At 58.4% G+C, this 24,672-nt stretch carries 18 protein-coding genes; 15 read left to right on the forward strand and 3 right to left on the reverse strand.

Going from position 1 to position 24,672, the window contains the following annotated elements; all coding sequences use genetic code 11:
• Positions 1-135 precede the first annotated feature (135 nt).
• The 4 genes from G5195_RS02810 (at position 136) to G5195_RS02825 (ending at position 7,392) form a co-directional block, all read left to right on the forward strand.
• Positions 136-2,052: a RecQ family ATP-dependent DNA helicase gene (locus tag G5195_RS02810; protein WP_216978741.1), complete on the forward strand. Its 1,917-nt coding sequence runs from the start codon at positions 136-138 to the stop codon at positions 2,050-2,052.
• A gap of 592 nt (positions 2,053-2,644) precedes the next feature.
• Positions 2,645-4,567, forward strand: a complete 1,923-nt coding sequence (locus G5195_RS02815; protein WP_005345315.1) for a PrkA family serine protein kinase — start codon at positions 2,645-2,647, stop codon at positions 4,565-4,567.
• Between the two features lie 23 nt (positions 4,568-4,590).
• On the forward strand, positions 4,591-5,862 hold the full coding sequence (locus tag G5195_RS02820) for a YeaH/YhbH family protein (protein ID WP_064337906.1): 1,272 nt from the start codon (positions 4,591-4,593) through the stop codon (positions 5,860-5,862).
• Positions 5,863-5,871: 9 nt separating this feature from the next.
• Positions 5,872-7,392, forward strand: coding sequence for a SpoVR family protein (locus G5195_RS02825; protein WP_236345989.1), 1,521 nt, complete (start codon positions 5,872-5,874; stop codon positions 7,390-7,392).
• 168 nt (positions 7,393-7,560) lie between these two features.
• Here G5195_RS02825 and fadJ read toward each other — a convergent pair whose 3' ends face one another.
• Entirely contained in the window at positions 7,561-9,708 is a 2,148-nt protein-coding gene (gene fadJ, locus G5195_RS02830; RefSeq protein WP_337072200.1) for a fatty acid oxidation complex subunit alpha FadJ, read from the reverse strand.
• Complete coding sequence (gene fadI / locus G5195_RS02835) at positions 9,708-11,018, reverse strand: acetyl-CoA C-acyltransferase FadI (RefSeq protein ID WP_309506605.1); 1,311 nt, start codon at positions 11,016-11,018, stop codon at positions 9,708-9,710. Before fadI ends, fadJ begins: the two co-directional genes overlap by 1 nt.
• Before the next feature lie 182 nt (positions 11,019-11,200).
• Here fadI and G5195_RS02840 point away from each other — a divergent pair, with 182 nt between their 5' ends.
• The 11 genes from G5195_RS02840 to G5195_RS02890 all read left to right on the forward strand — a co-directional run bounded on the left by G5195_RS02840 (position 11,201) and on the right by G5195_RS02890 (position 23,451).
• Positions 11,201-12,151 carry an AAA family ATPase gene (locus G5195_RS02840; protein WP_064337904.1) on the forward strand — a complete coding sequence of 317 codons (951 nt, stop codon included), beginning with the start codon at positions 11,201-11,203 and terminating at the stop codon, positions 12,149-12,151.
• A complete protein-coding gene (locus G5195_RS02845; RefSeq protein ID WP_421223415.1) occupies positions 12,142-13,044 on the forward strand; it encodes a DUF58 domain-containing protein in 903 nt (300 codons plus the stop codon). Before G5195_RS02840 ends, G5195_RS02845 begins: the two co-directional genes overlap by 10 nt.
• The gene (locus G5195_RS02850) at positions 13,029-13,568 is read left to right on the forward strand and encodes a DUF4381 domain-containing protein (RefSeq protein WP_421223414.1); all 540 of its coding nucleotides are present in this window, start codon (positions 13,029-13,031) and stop codon (positions 13,566-13,568) included. The genes G5195_RS02845 and G5195_RS02850 overlap by 16 nt, the downstream gene beginning before the upstream one ends.
• Complete coding sequence (locus G5195_RS02855; protein ID WP_421223412.1) at positions 13,565-14,557, forward strand: VWA domain-containing protein; 993 nt, start codon at positions 13,565-13,567, stop codon at positions 14,555-14,557. The genes G5195_RS02850 and G5195_RS02855 overlap by 4 nt, the downstream gene beginning before the upstream one ends.
• Positions 14,548-15,999, forward strand: a complete 1,452-nt coding sequence (locus G5195_RS02860) for a VWA domain-containing protein (protein ID WP_421235800.1) — start codon at positions 14,548-14,550, stop codon at positions 15,997-15,999. The genes G5195_RS02855 and G5195_RS02860 overlap by 10 nt, the downstream gene beginning before the upstream one ends.
• Before the next feature lie 20 nt (positions 16,000-16,019).
• Complete coding sequence (locus tag G5195_RS02865) at positions 16,020-17,531, forward strand: hypothetical protein (protein WP_421223408.1); 1,512 nt, start codon at positions 16,020-16,022, stop codon at positions 17,529-17,531.
• Positions 17,532-17,544: 13 nt separating this feature from the next.
• Positions 17,545-18,144, forward strand: coding sequence for a sigma-70 family RNA polymerase sigma factor (locus tag G5195_RS02870; RefSeq protein ID WP_421223406.1), 600 nt, complete (start codon positions 17,545-17,547; stop codon positions 18,142-18,144).
• Complete coding sequence (locus G5195_RS02875) at positions 18,137-18,916, forward strand: DUF3379 domain-containing protein (RefSeq protein WP_421223404.1); 780 nt, start codon at positions 18,137-18,139, stop codon at positions 18,914-18,916. Before G5195_RS02870 ends, G5195_RS02875 begins: the two co-directional genes overlap by 8 nt.
• A gap of 402 nt (positions 18,917-19,318) precedes the next feature.
• A complete protein-coding gene (locus tag G5195_RS02880) occupies positions 19,319-20,602 on the forward strand; it encodes an outer membrane protein transport protein (protein ID WP_227342806.1) in 1,284 nt (427 codons plus the stop codon).
• 252 nt (positions 20,603-20,854) lie between these two features.
• Entirely contained in the window at positions 20,855-22,111 is a 1,257-nt protein-coding gene (locus G5195_RS02885; protein WP_227342804.1) for an OmpP1/FadL family transporter, read from the forward strand.
• A gap of 116 nt (positions 22,112-22,227) precedes the next feature.
• On the forward strand, positions 22,228-23,451 hold the full coding sequence (locus G5195_RS02890) for an EAL and HDOD domain-containing protein (RefSeq protein ID WP_216953530.1): 1,224 nt from the start codon (positions 22,228-22,230) through the stop codon (positions 23,449-23,451).
• Here the strand turns inward: G5195_RS02890 and G5195_RS02895 are convergent.
• The gene (locus G5195_RS02895) at positions 23,448-24,611 is read right to left on the reverse strand and encodes an acetyl-CoA C-acyltransferase (RefSeq protein ID WP_421223402.1); all 1,164 of its coding nucleotides are present in this window, start codon (positions 24,609-24,611) and stop codon (positions 23,448-23,450) included. The two genes, G5195_RS02890 and G5195_RS02895, sit on opposite strands and share 4 nt — an antisense overlap.
• Between the last annotated feature and the right edge of the window lie 61 nt (positions 24,612-24,672).

The raw sequence follows: 24,672 nt of genomic DNA on the forward strand, positions 1-24,672 counted from the left end.
ACCTTAACCACAGCGCAACCACCCATTTTTGTACGTTTTATCGACACTCTCTGCCCTTACCCTCACGACCATTCCTGTGTCACCCGTGACCGGCATCGCTGTGCTATCATCCCCCATTTGCCGTGGAGCCTTGCCATGATCCCATCCCTGCTCAACCAATATTTTGGTTTCTCCGCACTCAGGCCAGGCCAGGAGGCGGTGATCAGCCGGGTGCTGGCAGGTCAGAGTGCCGCCGCCATCTTTCCCACCGGCTCCGGCAAGTCGCTCTGTTATCAACTGCCTGCCCTCGCCCTGCCTCACCTGACCCTGGTTATCTCTCCGCTGCTGGCGCTGATGCACGATCAGCTCGCCTTCCTCAAAAGCAAGGGAATAAGCGCCGCCACCCTCGACTCGAGCCAGAGCCCGGAGGAGAGCCGACGAGTGATGCAGCAGGCGCTGGATGGCCAGCTCAAGATCCTGATGATCTCGGTGGAGCGACTCAAGAACGAGCGCTTTCGCCGCTTTATCCAGCAAGTGCCGCTCTCGCTGCTGGTCGTCGATGAGGCGCACTGTATCTCGGAGTGGGGCCACAACTTTCGCCCCGACTATCTCAAGCTGCCGAGCTATCGTCATGACCTGAAGATCCCGCAGGTGTTGCTGCTGACCGCTACCGCCACGCCAGCGGTGATTCAGGATATGCAGACCAAATTCGGCATCGAACCGGAGGGGGTCGTGGTCACCGGTTTCTACCGATCCAATCTTGATCTGGCGGTCATTCCCCTGGCGCCCGACGCGCGGGATAGCTGGCTCGCGCAGGAGTTGGCCAACGATCCGGCGGCCCCCACCATCGTCTACGTCACCTTGCAACACACCGCAGAAGCCTGTGCCGAGCAACTCATTAGAGAAGGGATCAACGCCCGCGCCTATCATGCCGGACTCGACTCGGCGCTGCGCAGTCAGATCCAGCACGACTTCATGGCGGGCAAGGTGGACTGCATCGTCGCCACCATCGCCTTTGGCATGGGCATCGACAAAGCGGATATCCGGCGGGTCATTCACTACGATCTGCCCAAATCCATCGAGAACTACAGCCAGGAGATTGGCCGCGCCGGACGGGATGGCCAGCCATCGCGCTGTATCGTGCTGGCCAACCAGAGCCAGCTGCCGGTGCTGGAGAACTTCGTCTACGGCGATACGCCAGATTTGAGTGCCATCCTCCAGCTACTTGCCCTCATCAAACAGAGCGGGAGCGAGTGGGAATTCACCCTGCTGCGCCTCTCCAACGACACCAATATCCGCCAGTTGCCCCTTAAAACCCTGCTGGTCTATCTGGAGATGGCAGGCATCATCACCCCGGCCTACAGCTACTACGCCGACTACCGCTTCAAGTTTGTGCTGGATAAAGGCGAGATAGTGAGCCGCTTCAATCCGGATCGCCGCCAGTTTCTGGAGCAGCTGTTCGCCTGCGCCCCGCAAGCGCGCAGCTGGTGCACCATGGACTTTGACGCCCTCTGGCAGGGCTATCAGGGGGAGCGGCAGCGGGCCGTTGCGGCGCTCGACTACCTGCAGCAGCAAGGCTGGATCGAGCTTGAAAGCAAACAGATGACCGAGGTCTACCGGATCACCCGTCAGGGGTGGGACAACGAGCAGGAAGCAAATGCCCTGCACGCCCTGTTCCTGCAAAAAGAGCAGAGTGAGCTGGCCAGACTGCAAGCCATGCTCGACTTTTTCACCTCGGATGAGTGCCTGAGTCACCGCCTCGCACGCTATTTTGCCGATGAGGTGGCGCCGGTTCATTGTGGCCACTGTTCGGTTTGTCGCGGCGAGGTGGTACATCTTCCTCCCCTGCCCCAACTGACCATGCCAAACGAGGCGGGGATCCGCGCCTGGTGCGATCCGCTCATTGCCAAGACAGGTTCGGTGGATGCTCGTGTTCTGGCCCGTTTTTTGTGTGGTATCGCCACACCGCTGACCAGCCGGGTCAAGGCCAAATCGCTGGCAGGCGCAGGCCAGTTGGCCGCGCACCCGTTTGCCCGCGTCTTGGCGGCAGTGCAACAAGCCTACCCTTGCTAGATGAGTTCTGGCGGCGTCAATAGCCACCAGCAGAAACAAGCGTTTACAGACACAGAAAAAGAAGACCCTCGCGGTTGCGAGGGTCAAGCCAACGGAAACGTGCTTAAACAGAGCTTGGTGAGGCAACAGTCAACTCTCTTGCTAAAGCGTCTTGCTGCTCACACATCGCCAATCTATGGCACCCGAAATGTAGCGTCAATGTAAAAATTAGAGCCAAAACTCCAAATAAAACAATTTACGTTGACGTTCACGTAATGACTTTCTTGTCTATATGCCTGCCAAGCCGCACTGTGGCGACCCTCTGCTTATTATCCCTTCTCTTTATTCGATCCGTTTTCATTTTCCGAAAAACATTTATTTTTTATGTCTTTGACATTTACCTCACTATCGTGGCAAAAATAATTTAACAGTCAGTAACATAGCGGTGTTGTTGGCTGATCCTCCCCGCACAAGGATCGGGCAGGTTTCTTCAGAATTTAACCTATCAACCGTGATGGATTACTGGAGGCTGTTGACTAGGCTTTAACAGCGGACAACACAAAAACAGTTATCCACTTTTTTCAGGGTAAGCGACTATAACGAGGGCAAAGTTATGGGCATCTTCGAGCATTACCAACAGCGATATGAAAAAGCGAGAGAAGAGGAATATACCATTCAGGAGTTCCTGGATATGTGTAAGCAGGACAAAGCCTGCTACGCCTCTGCCGCCGAACGTCTGCTGACCGCCATCGGTGAGCCAGAAATGGTAGACACCTCAGCCAACCCCAGACTGAGCCGACTCTTCTCCAACCGTGTCGTGGCACGCTATCCCGCCTTCAAGGATTTCTACGGGATGGAAGAGGCCATCGAACAGATCGTCTCCTACCTCAAACACTCCGCCCAGGGGCTGGAGGAGAAGAAACAGATCCTCTATCTGCTGGGCCCCGTTGGCGGCGGTAAATCATCGCTGGCAGAGAAACTCAAATCCCTGATGCAGAAGGTGCCCATCTATCGCATCAAGGGCTCACCGGTCAACGATCACCCCTTCTGCCTGTTCGATATCGAAGAGGATGGTGAGATCCTGGAAAAAGAGTACGGCATCCCACGCCGCTACCTGCGTCCCATCATGTCCCCCTGGGTGGCCAAACGCCTGCACGAGTTTGGCGGCGACATCACCAAGTTCAAGGTGGAGAAGGTCAACCCCTCCATCCTCGACCAGATCGCCATCGCCAAAACGGAACCCGGTGATGACAACAACCAGGACATCTCCTCACTGGTCGGCAAGGTCGACATCCGCATGCTGGAGCACTTCGCCCAGGATGATGCCGATGCTTACTCCTACTCCGGTGCGCTGTGCAAGGCGAACCAGGGGATCATGGAGTTTGTCGAGATGTTCAAGGCGCCTATCAAGGTGCTGCACCCGCTGCTGACTGCAACACAGGAGGGGAACTACAACGGCACCGAGGGGCTCTCCGCCCTCCCCTTTGACGGCATTTTGCTGGCCCACTCCAACGAATCCGAATGGCAGCAGTTCCGCAACAACAAGAACAACGAGGCCTTCCTCGACCGGGTCTACATCGTCAAGGTGCCTTACTGCCTGCGCGTCTCGGAAGAGGTGAAGATCTACGAGAAGCTGCTGATCAACAGCGAGCTGACCGAGGCCAAGTGTGCCCCGGGTACCCTCGAGCTGCTGGGCCAGTTCTCTGTGTTGTCACGGCTGAAAGAGCCGGAAAACTCCAGCATCTACTCCAAGATGCGGGTCTATGATGGCGAAAGCCTGAAAGACACCGACCCCAAGGCGAAGAGCTATCAGGAGTATCGCGACTACGCCGGTGTAGACGAAGGTATGAATGGTCTCTCTACCCGCTTTGCGTTCAAGATCCTCTCCCGCGTCTTCAACTTCGACCACGCGGAAGTGGCCGCCAACCCGGTGCACCTCTTCTATGTGCTGGAGCAGCAGATCGAGCGCGAGCAGTTCCCGCAAGAGCTGCACGATCGCTACCTTGAGTTCATCAAGGGTTATCTGACCCCGCGCTATGTGGAGTTCATCGGCAAGGAGATCCAGACCGCCTATCTCGAGTCCTACTCCGAGTACGGGCAGAACATCTTCGATCGCTACGTCACCTACGCCGACTTCTGGATCCAGGATCAGGAGTACCGTGATCCCGAAACCGGCCAGCTTTTTGACAGAGCATCCCTCAACAGCGAGCTGGAGAAAATTGAAAAACCTGCCGGGATCAGCAACCCGAAAGATTTCCGTAACGAAATCGTCAACTTCGTGCTGCGTGCCCGGGCAAACAATGCAGGCCGTAACCCCAACTGGACCAGTTACGAGAAGCTGCGCACCGTGATCGAGAAGAAGATGTTCTCCAACACGGAAGAGCTGCTGCCGGTTATCTCCTTCAACAGCAAAACCTCGGCTGAGGAGCAGAAGAAGCACGATAACTTTGTCGAACGGATGATGGAGAAAGGCTACACCCGTAAACAGGTGCGACTGCTCTCCGAATGGTATCTCAGGGTACGCAAGTCATCCTGACCCTGACTGTTCAAGGGGGAGTTATGGCGCATTTTATCGACCGCAGGCTCAACGGCAAAAACAAAAGCGCTGTCAATCGGCAGCGCTTCATCCGCCGCTACAAGAAGCAGATAAAACAAGCGGTCTCGGATGCTGTCTCCAAGCGCAGCATTCAGGACGTAGACAAGGGTGAGAGCATCAGCATCCCGACCAAGGATATCGGCGAGCCCCATTTTCATCAGGGACACGGCGGTAAACGGGAGATGGTGCATCCCGGTAATGATCAATTCGTCTCCGGCGACAAGATTGACCGCCCCAAAGGAGGGGGCGGCGGACAGGGTTCCGGCGAGGGGCAGGCATCCAATCAGGGTGAAGGGGCCGATGACTTCGTGTTCCAGATCTCCAAGGATGAGTATCTCGATCTGCTGTTTGAAGATCTGGAGCTGCCCAGGCTGCAGAAAACCCAGCTCAACCAGCTAATGGAGGTGAAAACCTATCGGGCGGGCTACACCTCCAACGGGGTGCCCGCCAATATCAACGTGGTGCGTTCCCTGCAAAATTCACTGGCGCGGCGCATGGCGCTGCAAGCGGGCAAGAAGCGCCAACTGCATGAACTGGAAGATAGGCTGGCTCTGCTGGCCGCCGATCCCAACGAGCACTTTGCCGAAATCGCCCTGCTCGAGAAGGAGATTAGGGAGCTGAAACGACGGATCGATGCGGTGCCGTTTATTGACACCTTCGATCTCAAGTTCAACAACTTCGTCAAACGGCCCGTCCCTTCCAGTCAGGCAGTGATGTTCTGTCTGATGGACGTCTCGGGCTCCATGGATCAGGCCACCAAGGAGATGGCAAAACGTTTCTATATCCTGCTCTATCTGTTCCTGAGCCGGACCTACAAGAACGTCGAGGTGGTCTATATCCGCCACCACACCCAGGCCAAGGAGGTGGACGAACACGAGTTCTTCTACTCCCAGGAGACCGGCGGCACCATCGTCTCCAGCGCCCTCAAGATGATGAATGACATCATCAACGAGCGTTACCCCGCCAACCAGTGGAATATCTATGCGGCGCAGGCGTCGGATGGTGACAACTGGGCAGATGATTCACCGCAATGCAGGGAGATCCTGGTGCGGGACATCATGCCAAGGGTGCGGTACTACTCCTACATCGAGATCACTACCCGTGCCCACCAGACCCTGTGGCACGAATATGAGTCGGTAGCCAGCCAGTTCCCCCACTTTGCGATGGAGCACATTCGCAAGGTCGAGGATATCTATCCGGTGTTCCGCGAGCTGTTCAAGAAACAAGCGGCGTGAGGAGGTCACATGATCGAAACTGAAAAACGTGTAGCGCCACTGGATGACGGACCAGACTGGAACTTCGATCTGCTGGAGACCTATCACCAGGAGATCGCCCGGGTCGCCCGTTTCTACAAGCTGGACACCTACCCCAACCAGATCGAGGTGATCACCGCCGAGCAGATGATGGATGCCTACTCCAGCGTCGGCATGCCCATCGGCTATCAGCACTGGTCGTTCGGCAAGCGTTTTATCCATACCGAGCGCAATTACAAGCGCGGACAGATGGGACTGGCCTACGAGATCGTCATCAATTCCGATCCCTGCATTGCCTATCTGATGGAGGAGAACACCATGCCGATGCAGGCGCTGGTGATGGCCCACGCCTGCTACGGTCATAACTCCTTCTTCAAGAACAACTACCTGTTCAAGGCGTGGACCGATGCCTCTTCCATCATCGACTACCTGCTGTTTGCCAAAAAATACATCACCGAGTGTGAAGAGAAGCACGGCATCGAGGCGGTGGAACAGCTGCTCGATTCCTGCCATGCCCTGATGAACTTCGGGGTCGATCGCTACAAGCGTCCCCAGAAGATCTCGATGGCGGAGGAGAAGCGGCGTCAGAAGGCGCGGGAAGATTATCTGCAGACTCAGGTCAACGAGCTATGGCGCACCCTGCCAAAGCAGCATAAAGCGGCAGGGGTGGAGGACAGACGATATCCTGCCGAGCCTCAGGAGAACATTCTCTACTTCATCGAGAAGAATGCCCCCTTGCTGGAGCCCTGGCAGCGAGAAGTGGTACGCATCGTGCGCAAGATCAGCCAGTATTTCTATCCACAAAAGCAGACTCAGGTGATGAACGAGGGGTGGGCCACCTTCTGGCACTACACCATCCTCAACCACCTCTATGACGAGGGCAAGCTGAGCGATCGCTTCATGATGGAGGTGCTGCACAGCCACACCAACGTGGTCTATCAACCGGCTTACAACAGTCGCTACTACTCGGGGATCAACCCTTATGCGCTGGGGTTTGCCATGTTTACCGACCTGCGCCGCATCTGCGAGAACCCAACCGAGGAGGATAGATACTGGTTCCCGGATTATGCCGGCAGCAACTGGGTGGAGACCCTTCATTTTGCCATGCAAAACTTCAAGGACGAGAGCTTCATCAGCCAGTTCTTAAGCCCCAAAGTGATGCGCGACATGAAGCTGTTCGCCATTGATGACGACGATCTGAAGAACTACATCAAGGTCTCCGCCATCCACAATGACGAGGGGTACCGTCAGGTGCGCAACACCCTGTCAGCTCAATACAATCTCAGCAATCTGGAGCCCAATATTCAGGTCTACAACGTCGCCGTGAAGGGGGATCGATCCCTCACCCTGCGCTATGTGCCCCACAACCGCATCCCCCTTGGCGACTCACGCCATGAGGTGCTCAAACACCTCCATCAGCTGTGGGGGTTTGATGTAGTGCTGGAGCAGGATAACGGCGAGCTGCCGCCCGATATCATAGGTCGTTGCCCGGAGCGCAAACCGGGGATCTGACCCGTGACCCGATATCTCGACGGCCCACTTCGGTGGGCCGTTTTTTAATCGGTTGCTTCTGCCAGCATGAGCGCTGCCCAAGCCGTACAACCCGAACAAACCACAACATAGAAGGAGGCCCGCATGGTGTGCGGGCCTCTTTGCCTTGCGGTCACTCTGCAGCGATTATCAGTAGAAGGTCTGCTGCTCCGCGGCCATCGCCTTGAGGCGGGCACAGGGAGCAAACCGGTCGCCGTGGCGCTTCTGGTAATACTCCAGACGACCAACCAGATGATCGATCCCGAGTGTATCCATATAGCGGAACGGACCGCCGAGGAACGGCGGGAAGCCGATGCCGAAGATGGCCCCGATATCGCCATCACGGGCCGAGGCCACCACACCGCTATCCAGCGCCATGGCGGCTTCGTTGAGCATCAGCAACACACAACGCTCGGCAATCTCCTGACGGGCCAGCTTGGCGGAAGGTTTGATGCCGAGCACGCCATAGACACTCTCGTCCACCGTCTTCTTGCCCTCTTTGCCGGTCAGCTTGTTGCGCGGTGCCGCCTTGCCATAGAGATAGAAGCCCTTGCCGTTCTTGCGCCCCTTGCGATCGTCTTGCAGCAGCTTGTCGAACGCCTTGGGTGCCTGGAACTGCTCGCCGCCCAGCTCTTTCTCGAGAATGGGGGAGATCTTGGCACCCACATCGATCCCCACCTCATCGAGCAAGGTGATGGGACCAACCGGGAAACCAAAGTCCAGCAGCGCGCTGTCCAACACCTCCACCGGCTCACCTTCCAGCACCAGTCGCGCCGCTTCATTCATGTAGGGCGCGAGGATGCGGTTGACGTAGAAACCGGCTTCGTCCTTCACCACGATGGGCGTTTTGCCCTGGGCACGGGCAAAGGCCAGGGTGGTGGCGACCGTCTCGGCACTGGTGCCAGCGTGGGGGATGATCTCCGCCAGCGGCATCTTGTCCACCGGGCTGAAGTAGTGCAGCCCCACGACCCGCTCCGGATGTGCCGCCTCTGCCGCAATCTGATTGATGGGCAGTGACGAGGTATTGGAGGCAAACACTGTATGCTCACCGCACTCACGCTCTACGTCTTTCACCATCTGGTGTTTGAGCGCGAGATCTTCAAACACCGCCTCCACCACCATGTCCACCCGGTGGAAACCGGAGTAGTCGAGGGTGCCGGTCAGCAGGCTCATCTGCTTTTCCAATTCGCTGCGCAGAATGTGACGGCGCTTGAGCTTCTTGGCCAGAATGTCATAGCTGTAGCGCATGGCATTGCCGATCCCGGAGCTTGCCACATCCTTGATCCGCACCGGCACGCCCGCCTTGGTAGCGGTGACGAACGCGATGCCGCCCCCCATCAAACCACCGCCCAGCACAGCAGCATGGGCCACCTTGCGCGGCTCGGCCCCCTGATAGTTGACCTCTTTCTTCATCTCGGTGGTGGCAAAGAAGATGGAACGCAGGGCGGCAGACTCAGCAGTCATCACCAGCTCGCCAAAGTGGCGGGATTCGGCAGCCAGACCGGCCTTCATCCCCTCCTCCACGCCGATGCGCACAACATCCAGGATCCGCTCCGGCGCCGGGTAGTTGCCGCGGGTCTTGGCTTTCACCCCCTTGCTGGCCTGATCGAACAGCACCTTGCGGCCCAGCTTGTTGGTCTCCAGCACCTTGCCCTGCAGATCCCGCTTCAACTGATGGCGCGGTTTACCCTTCTTGGCCAGCTTGATGGCAGCATCCAGCAAGATTGACGGCGGCACCACATCGTCCACCAGCCCCAATTTCTTGGCTTGTTTGGCACGAACCTGCTTGCCGGTCAGCATCAGATCCAGCGCCTTGGCCACCCCGATAAGGCGCGGCAGACGCTGGGTACCGCCAGAACCCGGCAATAAACCGAGCTGCACTTCCGGCAATCCCAGCACAGATTTGCCATGATCGGTCACCACCCGGCCATGACAGGCCAGCGCCAGCTCCAACCCGCCACCGAGGCAGGGACCATGAATGGCGGCGATCACCGGAATGGTCAGCCCCTCGATCTCGGCAAAGATCTCCTGCCCTTCCCGCGACAGGGTCTCGGCATCTTTGGCACTGGTGCAGGCGGCCAGCATGGTGATGTCAGCGCCGGCGATGAAGGAGTCTTTCTTGCCGGAGGTGATCACCAGACCGATCAAATCCTTGTTACGTTTCACTTCGGCCAGCACGGTGCGGATCTCCTCCACAAAGGCAGCCTTGAGGGTATTCATACTCTCGCCCGGCACATCCATGGTGAGGATACCGATGCCATCTTTGCGAACATCAAGGGAAAAAGTCTTAGCGCTCATTATTCAACCTCCAACACCATAGCCACGCCCAATCCACCCGCCGCACAGGCGGTGTTGAGCCCCAGTCCCCCACCGCGACGACGCAGCTCGTGCAGGGTCTGGGTGATCATCCGCGCACCGGTCGCGGCAAAGGGGTGGCCATAGGCCAGCGAACCGCCGAGGACGTTGAACTTCTCCATGTCCACCTCGCCGATGGCCTGATCGCGACCCAGCTTGTCACGGGCAAACTCGTGGCTGGCAAACATCTTGAGGTTGGCCAGAGTCTGGGCGGCAAAGGCTTCGTGCATGTCGATCAGGGTCAGATCGCTGAGCGTGATGCCGGCTCTGTCCAGCGCCAGCGGCGTGGCATAGGAGGGGCCCATCAGCATGTCTTGCCAGACATCGATGGCCGAGAAGGCGAAGCTGCGGATAAAGCCAAGCGGTTCGAGGCCAAGCTCTTTCGCCCGACCTTCGCGCATCAGCAACACGGCGGCGGCGCCATCGGTCAGCGGCGTGGCGTTGGCCGCAGTCACTGTGCCATGAACCCGGTCAAAAACCGGCTTGAGCTTGGCGTAGCTCGCGAGATCCGAGCTTTCACGAATATTGTTGTCCCGCTCGAGCGGCGACTTGTAGGGCGGCACATGGGCGGTAAACACCTCACCGCTGAGCTTGCCATCAGCCCAAGCCTGCGCGGCCAGGGTATGGGAGCGGTGCGCCAGCGCATCTTGCGCTTCACGGCTGATCTGGTGGCTCTTGGCCATCTGCTCGGCGGTCTGCCCCATGGAGAGGCCAGTGGAGTATTCCGCCACCGCAGGCGGTACCGGCAGCAGATCCTTGACCCGCAGCTGACGCAGAATATTGAAGCGCTGCTGCAGATTGCGCGCCTTGTTGAGATCCACCAGGGCACGGGCCAGCTTCTTGCTCACTCCGATGGGCAGCACGGAGGAGGAGTCCGCACCACCGGCGATGGCGATGTCTACGGTACCGGCCATGATGGATTCGGTGACGTTGGCCACCGCCTGAAAACTGGTGGCGCAAGCGCGGGAGACGCTATAGGCATCGGTATTGACGCTCATGCCAGTACCGAGCACGATCTCGCGGGCAATGTTGGGGGCTTCCGGCATCTGAACCACCTGGCCAAACACCAGCTGGTCGATAAGCTTGGGATCGAGATCGGTACGGGCAAGCATCTCGCTCACCACCAGTTTGCCGAGATCGACTGCAGGGACGCCATGAAAGGCGGTTGCCTGCTTGGCAAAAGGGGTACGCAGCCCCGCCACGACGGCAATCCGTTCGCCCTGGCGAGTCGTCAGTTTCAATGGCTGTTTCATCCTGGCTCCTTGGTTTAAAAGGCAGAGGTCTGACCTCATTGCGCCACATATTAACAATCCAATCACAAGTTTCATACAGCTGATTGAAACTAAATTAAGCACGGCAAGGCCCCTTTGCTCGCCCTTGGGGAGCAACTGGAGTATAAAAAGATCAACTTCCATAAAAACAACGGGTTTATCGCATGGCAGCGGCCGAGTTCAGAGCACTTAGGGACTATCTTGGCAGTCAGATCCTGGGGCAGGAGGAGCTAATAGAAGGGCTCCTGATTGCCCTGTTATGTGAAGGACATGTGTTAATCGAAGGGGCCCCCGGCCTTGCCAAAACCCGCGCCGTCAAGGCGCTCGCTGGCGCCGTCGAAGGGCGCTTTGCCCGTATCCAGTTTACCCCCGACCTGCTTCCTGCCGATCTCACCGGCAGCGAGGTGTTTCACCCGCAGGATGCCAGTTTTGTTTTCCAGCCAGGCCCCCTCTTCAACCATCTGGTGCTGGCAGACGAGATCAACCGGGCGCCAGCCAAGGTACAATCAGCGCTGCTGGAAGCCATGGCCGAACACCAGATCACCGTGGGCAAAAAGAGCTGGCGACTGCCGCCTCTCTTTATGGTGGCCGCCACCCAGAACCCCATCGAGCAGGAGGGTACCTATCCCCTGCCGGAGGCGCAGCTAGACCGCTTTCTGCTCAAGCTGATGGTGGATTACCCAAGCCCCACCATGGAGCTCGCCATCTTGCAGCTCAACGCCAGCGGCGAACAGCTTGGCGCGGCACCAGTGACTCTGAGCCAGACCACCTTGCAAGGTGCTCGCAGCGAAGTGCTGGCGGTCACCATGCAAAGCAGACTGGAGCACTATCTGGTGGAGCTGGTCTGCGCTACCCGCCCGGGCAGTGGTCTATGCCCTGCCCTCGAGCCGCTGATTGCCGTGGGGGCCAGCCCTCGGGCTACGCTGGGGCTGGCTCGCTCCGCCCGCGCCCGCGCCTGGCTCGCCGGACGTGATTATGTGCTGCCGGAAGATATCCAGCTGCAAGCCTATCCTGTGCTGCGCCACCGCCTTATACCCAGCTATCAGGCACTGGCCGACAATCTGGATAACGATATCCTGATCGCCCAACTGCTGGATCAGGTGCCATGCCCCTAGAACCCGGTCTGCATCCCGATATCGCCCTGTCGCTGCCACGGCTGCTCAATATCCGGCTATGGGCCAAGGCCAGGAAGCCACCTCACGCAGGCAGAAGCAGCAGCGAACGCGGCAAACCGGTCCGCTCTCCCGGACTCACGTTTCGGGAGCTGCGCGCCTATCAGGCTGGTGACGAGGTGCGCCATATCGACTGGCGAGTGACGGCTCGCCTCGGTCGTCCCTATACCCGTCTCTATAGTGAAGAGCTGGATCAGGCGCACTGGCTGCTGCTTGATCTCTCCCCCGCCATGTATTTCGGCTCCACGCTGCAGCTCAAGGCGCGACTGGGGTGCGAGCTGGCTGCAGCCCTGATCTGGCAAGGGGAGAAGCTGCACAACACCCTGATCTGCCACGGGCTTATCCCAAATCACCAGAGCCAGCGCGGCAGCGTGCTGCCCCTGCTCGAATCCCTCTGCCATCACTATCAGCAAGGGCTGGCCCGCCGGGCGCTTTCTCACTCGCTGGGCGACACCTTGTCCGGCGTGAAGCTGCCTCACGGTGCCAAGCTGACGATCATCACCGATCACAGACCCTGCGAGTCGGCGCTCTGTCAGCAATTGCAACTGCTCTCCCGTCGCCACGATATTCACTATTGGCAGATCCGTGACCCCCTCGAGGCAGCCCTTCCCTCTGATGGCCAACTGCCGGTGGCCATTGATCGGCCAGGGCAACACTATCAGGGCTGGCTGGATGGGGGCCATGCCGGTTTCTCCCAGCGCTACCGGTATGCCGCCGAACAGCAACTGACCCACGGCAAACAGTTGCTGTTGCCATTGGTGCAGCGCCTCTATCTGCTCGATAACGGCCAGACGCTGCAACAGCAGTGGCAGGAGGGGTTATGTCATCAGGGATGATCACGCACGCCGACGTCGACATTACCAGCCCCGCCTCCGAGGCCATCACCCCGCCACTGGCCGCCCTGATGCGCGACATCCACCCGGGGCCGGATCTGATTGAACAGAGTCTTGACCCCCGAGTGCAGGCGCTATTGTGGCTCCTGATCGCCGGTTTTCTTCTGCTGCTGCTCGTCCTGATTGCCCGCAGGGTGATACGTTACCGCCGCTGGTGTCGCCAGCTGGAGGGGGATCCGGCGCTGCTGGTGGCGCAAATACAGGAGGCCCTGCGTCATGAAGCGCTACAGCGCTGGCCCGAGGCGCGCCAACTGCAAGGTGAGGCGTGGCTCGCCTTCGTCGATCGTCACGGCGGCAGCGATTTTAGCCAGTTCTCGTCTCACTGGAGCAGTTGGCTCTATGGCAGCCAGAACCCGACTCGCGAGCAGAGCGAACAACTGCGGCAACATTATCGCCGCTGGGGTCAGACCCTCTTCTTGCAACTCTCCCCCCGCTCGGGGCGTAAAACCGCACGGAGGCATTCATGATCCTGGCCTGGCCCTGGTTTGCGCTGGCGCTGGTGCTGCCCTTGCTGGTGCGCTTCGGCTTGCCGCCCCTGCGCCGCGGTTATCTGGCTCACCCCGGGTTTGCGCTGCTGCGCCCTCAGGCCGGATTGCCGCTCTGGCGCGCCATGCTGCTCTGGGGAGCCCTTATCCTCGCCCTCTGCCGCCCCCAGTGGTGGGGGGCACCGGTTATCCAATATGAAGGGAGTCGGGATCTGCTGCTGGCGGTGGATCTGTCAGACAGCATGCGTACTCCGGATATGCTCGACAACGGCGAACAGCAAGCGCGCCTGACGGCGGTGCGCCAGCAGATCAAGGCGTTGATCGCCAAGCGGGCCGGTGACAGGGTGGGCCTCATCGTCTTTGCCGATCACGCCTATCTGCTCTCTCCCCTCACTCAGGAGATCCCGGCGCTGTTGACCTTGAGCGACGAGCTCGATTTTGATCTGGTCGGCCGTACCACCGCCCTTGGCGAGGCGATCCAACTGGCACGTCAGCATGGGGATCCGGGTCGCCCCACCGCCCTGCTGCTGGTCACTGATGGCCGCAATACCGCAGGCAATGCCGATCCGCTGCAGGAGGCCAAACTCGCCGCAGCGCAGGGAATACGGATCTACACGCTGGGGGTCGGGGCCGATCCCGATACCTTTATCCAACCCTACGATGAGGCGGGCAGCGGTCAGGCCGATCCCAGCAGCGAACTTGACGAGCCGCTCCTGAAAGAGCTGGCCGAGACAGGCCAGGGGCGTTACTTTCGGGCACGCACCCAAAGCGATCTCGATACCATCAATGCGACTCTCAATGCCCTTGAACCTGCCCCCATGCCGATTGCCCAGTACCAGCCGGTGATCGAGCTCTATCCCTGGCCGTTGGCACTGCTTTGTGGCTTGCTGCTTCTGCCATCAGGGCACGGCAGACTGGAGTTTCGCATGGTGCGTAACTGGCTGGCACGAGGCACGCGCAGATGGAGCTGATCTTGCTCCGCCCCCTGTGGCTGATCGCACTCATCCCCTGGCTCTGGCAAGGGTGGCACCATCGTCGCCAGCCCCCGCTGCTCGCACCTGCTATGCAGGCTTATCTGCTGCCAGCATCTCGTCCTCAGCGCCCCTGGCTCTGGCTGGCAACCCTGCCCGTCATTTTAGCCCTGAGTGGTCCCGCACTGCGCGGCGAGCTGCAACAGCAGCCTGCGGCGCCGCTCGATATCTGGCTGCTGGACTTGTCACGCTCGATGACCGCCACCGACCTCAAACCAGATCGGGCGACCCGGGTCAGATGGCAGTTGCAGCAGCTGCTGAGCCGCGCAAAGGGAGAGCGCATTGCGCTGATCCTCTACGCGGGCGATGCCTACCTCGCCATGCCACCAACCCGTGATCATCAAGCCCTTTCGCTGCTACTGCCCGACTTGCACCCCGATATCATGCCGCTGCAGGGCAGCAACCCGGCACGGGCGGTGGAACTTGCCATGAAGCAGCTGGCCCCTGGAGAACAAGCGCGTCTGCTGCTGATCACCGACGACCTCACCCAGAATCAGATGACCCAAATCGCCGCCCTGTGGCCCTGCCAGCAACGCCTTCTTTGCCGCGACACCCAGTCGGCACGCCTCGATATTCTGCTTGCCAGCAGTGGTCAACCGGCCCCCATGCCCGCCATTCCGGCCAATGAGTTGGGGTTTGCCACCCGCATGCCCGCGCAGTTGCCCGCCCCCGATAGTCAGGCCATTGCCGCACTGGCCAATCGCCTCGGCGGTGAGCTGCAGTGGCTTGGCAGCGACATCCCTCGCTTTGCGCCGCTGCCCACGACTACCTCGGCCCTCACCCCGGCGCCTCTCGATTTAGGCCCCTGGCTGCTGCTCCCCTTGTTAGCGCTGGCCTTGCTGGCCAGAGTCGGCACCCGGTTGATGATGGCGCTGATGGTGGGTGCTCAGCTGCTGGCGCCACAAAACCTGCAAGCGGCAGAGAGGGGAGACCTGCAAGCGATGCAGGCTTATCAAGAGGGGGATTTTCAGCGGGCGGCCCGCACCTTCAACGATCCGATCTGGCGCGGCAACGCCTGGTATCGGGCCGGTGCCTACCGGCAAGCCATCGCAGCCTATCAGGAAGCGACGAGCGCCACCGCCCACTACAACCGCGGCAATGCCCTGCTGCAACTGGGGGAATTTGCCGCGGCCAAGGAGGCCTATCTGGCAGCCCTGGCGCTGGAACCCGGCCATGAAGATGCGCTCTATAACCTCTCTCTGTTGCAAGGCGGTACGGTCGCCGCTCCCGATACCAGCAACAGCAAGCAGCCCGAGCCATCGGCAGCTCAGCAGGCGACGGCAATGCCCCTGCCCCCCTCGCCACCCGTATTGCTGCTGGAGCAGCGACTGCGCAAAGAGGCGCTGCGCCGGGACCTTATCAAGGTGGAGGAGCCCTGGTGACACGGGCAGGATGGGGGTTATTGCTCGCACTCGCGAGTCCACTTTGCTGGGCCTTACCCCCCCGTGCAGAGCTGCTGCCGGGGGCCGATCCCAGCGATTGGCTGCTGATCATCGAAGCGGATGGCGAGCGCCAGAGCAGCGAACTGGAGATCACCCCCTTACTGCGCCAGTTTGCAGTAGGCAGAGTGACCATGAGCCGGGTCACCACCCCGGTACAACAACTGACTCGCTGGCAGATCCCGCTGCACCAGAGCGGTTCACCTCAAAATTCCGAGGTGGTGATTGCCCCGCTCAAGCTGGGAAATGAGTTCACCCCCTCGCTCACCCTACCATTGAGCGAGGCGAAAACAGCCGCGCTGCCACAGCCCGAGGCACCCTCGCCCCTCGAGATGCAGGCCAGCCTTGATCATCAGGGCCCGCTCTATCCCGGCCAGCCGGTGATCTATCGCCTGACTCTTTGGCTGCCCACCAGCATGCAAAACCCGGCGCTGAGCGAGCTCAGCTCTGCCCACTTTACCATCCGTCGCCTCGGTAGCGACGAGAGGATCGCCCCATCTCAGGCTGGTCTACCCGGCCGGCTCACCCGCAGCTGGCTCGTTCAGGCAAAAGCGCCTGGGCTATGGCTCCTCGACTCGCCCCGCTTGCAGGGGCAGCTCACGCAGCAAGGGAGCAAGCCGCAAAAACTCTCGGCCCGCGCGGCACCGCTAGAGGTGAGGGTCGACAAGGCCCCCGCCACGCCGGTGGCCACCCGGCTGACCCTGAGTCAACGGTTTGAACCAGCCACCAAGGGGGAAGTGGGTGAACCGCTGATCCGGATCCTCACCCTGACCATGGAAAATGGTGACAGTGCCCAGATACAGCTTGCCCCCCTGATGGCCCATCAACTGCCAGGCGGCATACAGGCACATCCCGATGGCGAGCAACAGCAGGAGCGTTACCGTGATGGCAAGCTGCTGTTTGAGCGACAGTGGCGCCAGACTCTGGTTGCGGAGCAAAGCGGCGACTATCAGCTCCCCCCCATTGATCTGCCCTGGTTTAATACCCAAAGCGGCCGGATTGAGCAGGCCAGCCTGCCTGCCATCACGCTGACGTTTCAGGCAACGACAAATCGGCAACCTGATCAGCAGACATCGCAGGTGGCACTGCGAGAGAGCCTTTGGTGGGTCGTGCTGGCCATAACGCTGCGTGCACTATGGCGCAACGTGCCACGCTGGCGCGCCTTCTATCAACTGCAACGTGCCCTTGCCCAACACCAGCCGGATGCCAGTCGCAAGGCACTGATCCGATGGGCGACCTTGCGCTGGCAGGTCTCCTATTATCAATTAGGCCAGTTGCCCGACGCTGGGCATAATCGGCTCGGCAACGCGCTCGCCGCACTCGAGCGAGCCTGTTTTGCACGGCCCTCTTCTGGCCCGCCCATCGAGTGGCGCGCTCTGGCGCGAACCCTCAGGGCTGATGAAACGGCCGGTATTGCGTACCTGATTTACCTGCTGGCGCACGGGAGTTCCCGCTCCCGCCGCCACGCCCCCTGACAAGGATTGCCCTATGGCACTGCTGTTTTTTAGAAAAAAACGTGCTCAGCAGCATATTGGTGGAAATGATCCGGCCACTTCGCCGGTCTCTGATCCCATGGCTGACAAACAAACCAAATTTGAAGCACTGGTTCATGCGCTGCATGGCGATCTCTATCGGTATGCCTACTGGCTGACCCGGGATCCCAACGTGGCGGAAGATCTGGTGCAAGAGACCTTCCTGCGTGCCTGGAAGGCTATCGACACCCTGCAGGATGATAAGGCGGCCAAAAGGTGGCTGATCACCATCCTCAGACGGGAGAACGCCCGCCGCTTTGAACGCAAACAGCTGGAGCTGGTGGATCTCGACGATCACCCTCAGCCCCAGCACGATGCGCTGCACAGCGAACAGGAGATGGAGAACGAGTGGTTGCACCGTCACATCGCCCGGTTGCCCGAGGAGTACCAGGAGCCACTGCTGCTGCAAGTCGTGGGAGGATTCAGTGGTGAGGAGATTGCCGAGATGCTCGGCCTCAATAAGAACACCGTCATGACCCGACTGTTTCGCGCCCGCAACCAGATCAAGGAGGCGATGGAGCAGAAGAACCAAGCAAGAGGACACGGACATGGATGAACTCGAATTTCGCCGCAACGCCATGATCCAGCCCAACGATAAACTGCCGGATTTTCTCAAAGCCGCTGACGCAAGCCAGGCCAATCGGCACTACCTCGACGAGATGAAGCAGTTCGACAGAACTCTCAAGCACGCCATGCAGGTTGAGGTTCCCGCCGGACTGGCCGAGCGGATCCTGCTCAGGCAAGCCATGCTGCAAGACAGTGACGCGCCAGATGATATGCCGCCATCCCGCCCCCTTGGCACGGCACCGGTCAAGATCCGGACATCGACATCCTGGCGCCAGATCGCCCTGGCTGCATCGGTCGCCTTCCTGCTGGGAATGAGCACCCGCTGGATCACGCGGCCAGAAACGGCTCCTGCGGCCCTCTCCCTCGCACAGGTGGCGATGGCTCATGTCTATGGTGAAGAACCCTTTATTGAAGGTGTCGATGAGCAGGTCAATCTGCATAGCATCAATGCCAAGATGGAGAAGTATGGCGCCACCTTAAGCGGGATGGATGGGCTTAAGGTGACCTATGTCAATCACTGCTCGTTTTATCAGGGACCGGCCTTGCACATGGTGATCCAGGGAAAGATGGGGCCAGTCACTCTCTTTTTAGTGCCCAAACATGTGCCATTAACCCTGCAACAGGACACCTTTGATGATGGCACCCTCAAAGGGGAGATAGTCCAGCTCAAAGGCGCCAATATGGTACTGATTGGCGAGATGAAAGAGCCACTTGCCCCTGTTGCCAACGCCCTGCAGTCACGTCTGCAGTGGGACATTTAACATCGCTGGTTAACAACCTCAGAGCCATCCTCAATAGCAGGCGGCGGTCACGAGACGCTGCCTGTTCCCTCCCTGTTTACTCCCCTTTGTCACTCATTTGCCTCAAGATTTCGAAAAATTGACAAAATTATTTTTGTGACGGAGATCGGCAATCCAGGTCAATATTCCGCCTTTAGACCCTGAAAATGATGAATTAAACAGCAAGTTAAAACAAATGATTAACACATCGATCACTTTTATGTATTCTGCTGTCACTGGTCTGATTTCTTACCTCCTACCAGATCCATAGAATCACGCCAGAATTGATTGGGAAGAAGCTGAAATAAAAACGGATTTTGTCGAGGTTTGCATTGAACGTGCAGCCAATATCGGCAAAAAAATCTGCCTACAAGAGAGAACACCATGACGACAACTATTTTCAAGAAGAGCCTGATTGCCGCCACCATCGCGCTGGCCACCGGTCAAGTCCATGCCGCGGCATTCCAGTTGAACGAGCACTCGGCCTCCGGTCTGGGTCGCGCCTATGCCGGTGAAGCGGCTATCGCCGACAACGCCTCCGTGCTGGCCCGTAACCCGGCTGCCATGACCACCTTCGACAAGATGGCGGTTTCTGTCTCCGGCACCTACATCAAGCCGGATGTCGATGTGAATGGCAGCGTTGCTACGCCTCTGGGTACAGTTCCTGCCAGCGAATCAGGTATTGCTCCGTCAGCATTCGTTCCTGCCGCTTATTTTATTCAGCCGCTGAATGACCAGTGGGCTTGGGGTATCGGCCTCTTCTCAAATTACGGGCTATCTACCGAGTACTCCAAAACCTTCCCGGCTGGTGCCGGTGCCGGTGATACTGAACTGATGACTCTCAATATCAACCCGAACATCGCCTATCGCATCAATGAGCACTTCAGTGTGGGTGCCGGTATCAACGCCGTTTACGGTGCTGCCGAACTCAACCGCTATGCTGGTCTGCTGGGTCCGCTGAACCCACCGAGCCAGGGTGGCCCGCTGGCAACAGATACTCGCTTGGCTCACCTGAAAGGCGATACCTGGGGCTTTGGCTGGAACGTTGGCACTCTGTACGAAGTCAATGAGAACCATCGCTTTGCTCTGACCTACCGTTCACAGGTCGATATGAGCTTTGATGGTGACTTCCAGGGGCTCACTTCAGGGAACCGCACTGTTGATGGCAATCTGAAACTGGATCTCCCTGCTCAGGCCGAGTTTGCCGGTTATCACCGTTTGAATCAGCAATTCGCCGTTCACTACTCTGTCAACTGGACTGACTGGAGTGCCTTCCAGGAGCTGAAAGCAACCAGCGGCCAATGCGCTGGCGGCGTATGTCTGCAAAAGGATGAGAAGTTTAAAGACTCTACTCGTTACTCAATCGGCGGTACCTGGTATATCAACCCGGCTTGGGAAGCGCGTATTGGCTTTGCTTATGACAACAGCCCAATCGAGCCCGAATACCGCAGCCTGAGCATCCCGGATTCTGACCGTGTCTGGTATAGCGCTGGCGCGACCTACCATATCAATACTGATATGAGCATTGACTTTGGTATGGCCTATCTGGACGGTAAAGAGGTTGATGTCAACGAAGGTCTGCGTAACCACTCAGACCCTCTGCGTTGGAAAGGCTCCTCCCACGGCAATGCCTTCCTGGCCTCTGCCCAGTTCAATATGAAGTTCTGATTAGAACGCCACCGAAAAGAGCGCCGACAGGCGCTCTTTTTTTATCCGAAAAAACAGTTTCAGCGCACAGCTGTAGCACACACGTGTTTATTTTTCTTTTTCAATCAAGCTATTAGACTACATCATCCCAGCATTAAATCTTGTTTTCTCCGGATAACCACCATGAGCGTTGCCTTACTGGTCATACCATATAAAATCCTGCCTCCATCCATATGACCTATTGAAACCTCGGGTAACAGCAAGGATTTTCCCATGCATTCCATCATCAAACCGTCCGCCATCGCCCTGCTGGTGATCGCGGGTCAAACCCATGCCGCCGGGTTCCAGCTGGCTGAACAATCCGCCACGGGCCTGGGACGCGCTTTTGCCGGTGAAGCCGCCATTGCGGATAACGCCAGCGTACTCTCCCGCAATGCCGCAGCCATGACCCGTTTCGATCAGATGGCGCTGTCTGGCGGAGCTATCTATGTTAGCCCTGACGTCAATATCGAAGGCCACACACGTTTGCCGACGCAAGCCGGCATCGTCACCTCCGATGCGAGTGCACACGATATCGCGGCCTCGGCCTGGGTGCCCAACGCCTATCTCATCATCCCGCTGAATGAGCAGTGGCGCCTCGGCTTCTCGGCCACCTCTTACTATGGTCTTGGCATCAAGATGCCGGATAACTACAGTGCCGGCCACTTTGGCAATGTTTCCGATATCAAGACCATGGATTTGGGAACCTCTCTTGCCTATCGCATCAATGAGATGTGGTCAATTGGCGCAGGGATCTCTGCTATTCAGGGCGAGGGCGAAGTCGGTGGCACCTTCCCCTCTCGCAATCTGATAGCAAAACATCTGCAAGGGGATGGCTGGGCATGGGGCTGGAATGTCGGCACCTTGCTGGAGTTGTCGGAGCAAACCCGGATTGGGCTCTCATACCGCCACGATGTCAATTTGACACTCTCGGGTGATGCCATTCTTGGCCTGCCCAACGGCAAGGAGCTAAAAGACACAGGTTCTCTGGATCTTCCGCTACCCGCAACGGCAGAGCTTGCTGCATTTCACCAGCTGACCGAAAAACTGGCGATCCATGGCAGCCTGAACTGGACCAACTGGAGCAAATTTGTCCAGCTGGAAGCCGATCTGGATACACTGCCCAACATGCATATCAAGGATGAACACTGGGAAGATAGCTGGCGCTATGCGATCGGGATGACCTATCAACTGACTCCCCAGTGGCAGCTGCGCTCGGGAGTTGCTTACGATGCGAGCCCGGTACCAGCGGATCGCCGTACTATCTCCATTCCTGATGCCGACCGGATCTGGTACAGCCTGGGGATGGGTTATCAGTTCACCCCCAACCTGACCATGGATCTGGGGTTAACCCTGATCGATGGCAAGAAGGTTGATGTTACTGAAAAAATGGAGTTGCAACCGGGCAACCCGCAGAGCACCTCCACCTTCCAGGGCACCTCCGAGGGAGATGCCTGGCTGGCTGGCGCCCAAATGAGTTATCTCTTCTAAGTTCCCTCCCTGCAGAAAAACACTATGCCAATTATTGCCTTACCGAACAGGGTCAAAACTGGCATAGTGTTCTGCAACACCATAAAATCAACCCAGTACCCATACTGGAGCAAGGCATGTATTCCTACGTAGCCAGACAGCCGATCCTCGACAGAGACCTCAATACCCATGCCTATGAGCTGCTCTTTCGCGATAGCCTGAATAATGTCTTCCCGAGCATCTCCTCACAACAAGCCACCTCCCGGTTGGTGGTCGAGCAGTTTCTGCAACAGAATATCGATCAGCTGTTGGGTGGCCGCCCCTGCTTTATCAATTTCCCCCACTCACTGTTACTGGAAGGACTGGCCGAGTGCCTGCCACCCGAAAAGGTGGTGATCGAAATTCTGGAGGATGCCCCTCCGGATGATGCCCTGCTGGAAAAGGTGAAGCAGTTGCACAAACTGGGCTATCAGCTGGCACTCGATGACTTCACCATGTCGCCGGATTGGGAGCGCTTCCTCCCGTTTATCCACATCATCAAGTTTGATCTGCGTGACACGCCCCTGTTGCAGATCAGGGTGTTCATCAAGCGCCATCAGGCGCTGGGACTCACCTATCTGGCAGAAAAAGTTGAGGACAAGGCTGAGTTCGAACGAGCCAAAAAGCTGGGGATCCAGCTGTTTCAGGGCTTTTTCTTCAGCCGCCCCGAGATGGTCAAACAAGCCACTATGGAGCCCGCCCAGGTCGTGGTCATGCAGTTGCTCAATGTGGTCAACGAGACAGAACCCGATATCAACAAGATCGAGCAACTGCTCAGCCAGGATATCTCTCTGTCACTCAAGTTGCTGCGCTATGTCAATCATCTCAAAGGCCATGCCAACCCCATCTCCTCGTTTCGCCAGGCTGCGATATACTTGGGCAATACCCAGCTAAAGCGTTTTGTTTCACTGGTGGCTGCGACCAGTGCAGGCAAGGGGAAAAGTGCCGAGCTCTACCAGATGTCGATGATCCGTGCCCGTTTCTGCGAGTTGCTGGCGCATACCCATGCGCCGACCCTACAGGCTCAGCAAGCGTTTATCACCGGTCTCTTTTCGCTACTGGATGTGCTTATGGAGCAGCCGATGGACAAGCTGCTGGGGACTATCCCCCTGATCGAGGATATCCGGCTGGCGCTGCTCGAGCGCAAAGGCACTCTCGGTTTCTATCTCGCATTTTGTGAAGACTACGAGAATGCCAACTGGCCCAAAGTCACGGCCCGAACAGCCCGCCTGGGGTTGAATGAAGATAAGGTAAGCCACCTTTATCTCGCGGCAACGACCTGGGTGAACGAGCAACTGCAAGCGATGGATACCGGCGATTAAGGGATCTCTACCGCAATAGCGGTCGCCTCTCCGCCACCGATACAAAGAGACGCAATGCCTCGTCTCTCTCTCCGCAACCTCAATGCCGAGATCAGCGTCACCAGAATACGTGCTCCACTCGCGCCAAGCGGGTGACCCAATGCGCAGGCGCCACCATGAACATTCACCTTGTGATGGGGGATCCCGCACCCGCTCATGGCCAGCATGGTGACCATGGCAAAGGCTTCGTTGACTTCGAACAGGTCAACCTCATCCACTGACCAGTCGAGACGAGCCAGCAGTCTGGATATTGCGCCAACGGGAGCGGAAGTGAACTCGGCCGGCAATGCCGCATGGCTCTGATAACCGACGATCCGCGCCAATACAGGTACCTGCCAAGCTTGCGCAGTGGCACCATCCATCAATATCAGCGCCGCCGCGCCGTCCGAGATGGAGCTCGAATTGGCCGCCGTAATGGTGCCATCTTTACCAAATGCAGGCTTCAGGGTCGGGATCTTCTCCGGCCTCCCTTTGCCCGGTTGTTCGTCTTCGGCCAGCAACAAGCGATCACCGCGATAGACACTTGCCAGCTCGGATGCAAACGCGCCGGCTTGCTGCGCAGCGCGGGCACGCTGCAACGACGCAAGGGCAAACTCATCCATGGCAATGCGGGTCAAACTGGCATGATCGGCGCTGCGCTGGGCGTGTATTCCCATCAACTGGCCATCATAGGCATCCTGCAATCCGTCGAGGAAAAGGTGATCAAACAGCTGTTGATGGCCCATCCGAAAACCATTGCGGGCATTATCCAGCAGATAGGGGGCCCTGCTCATGCTCTCCATCCCCCCAGCCACCACAACCTTGTTATCGCCCAGACGAAGGGAATCTGCCGCCAGCATCACCGCCTTCATGCCGGAGCCACACACCTTGTTGACCGTGGTAGCAGGCACACTCTCTGGCAATCCCGCTTTTAACATCGCCTGCCTTGCCGGCGCTTGTCCCACACCTGCCGAGAGCACATTGCCCATAAACACTTCATCGATCTGCTCGGGAACAAGCCCGCCCTGTGCCAACGCAGCGGCAATGGCACAGGCCCCCAGCTCCGGGGCCGCCACCTCTGCCAGTGCCCCTTGAAACGCCCCCATTGGCGTACGTTTTGCCGCCACAATTGCAATATCCATTTGCCCGCCTCTTTTAGTTACTTGGTCATAACATAGGTTTTCTATGCCATGGGAACAAGAG

It is taken from the genome of Aeromonas sp. 601039, from assembly GCF_049174415.1.
In the GTDB taxonomy this organism is placed as follows: domain Bacteria; phylum Pseudomonadota; class Gammaproteobacteria; order Enterobacterales; family Aeromonadaceae; genus Aeromonas; species Aeromonas veronii_A.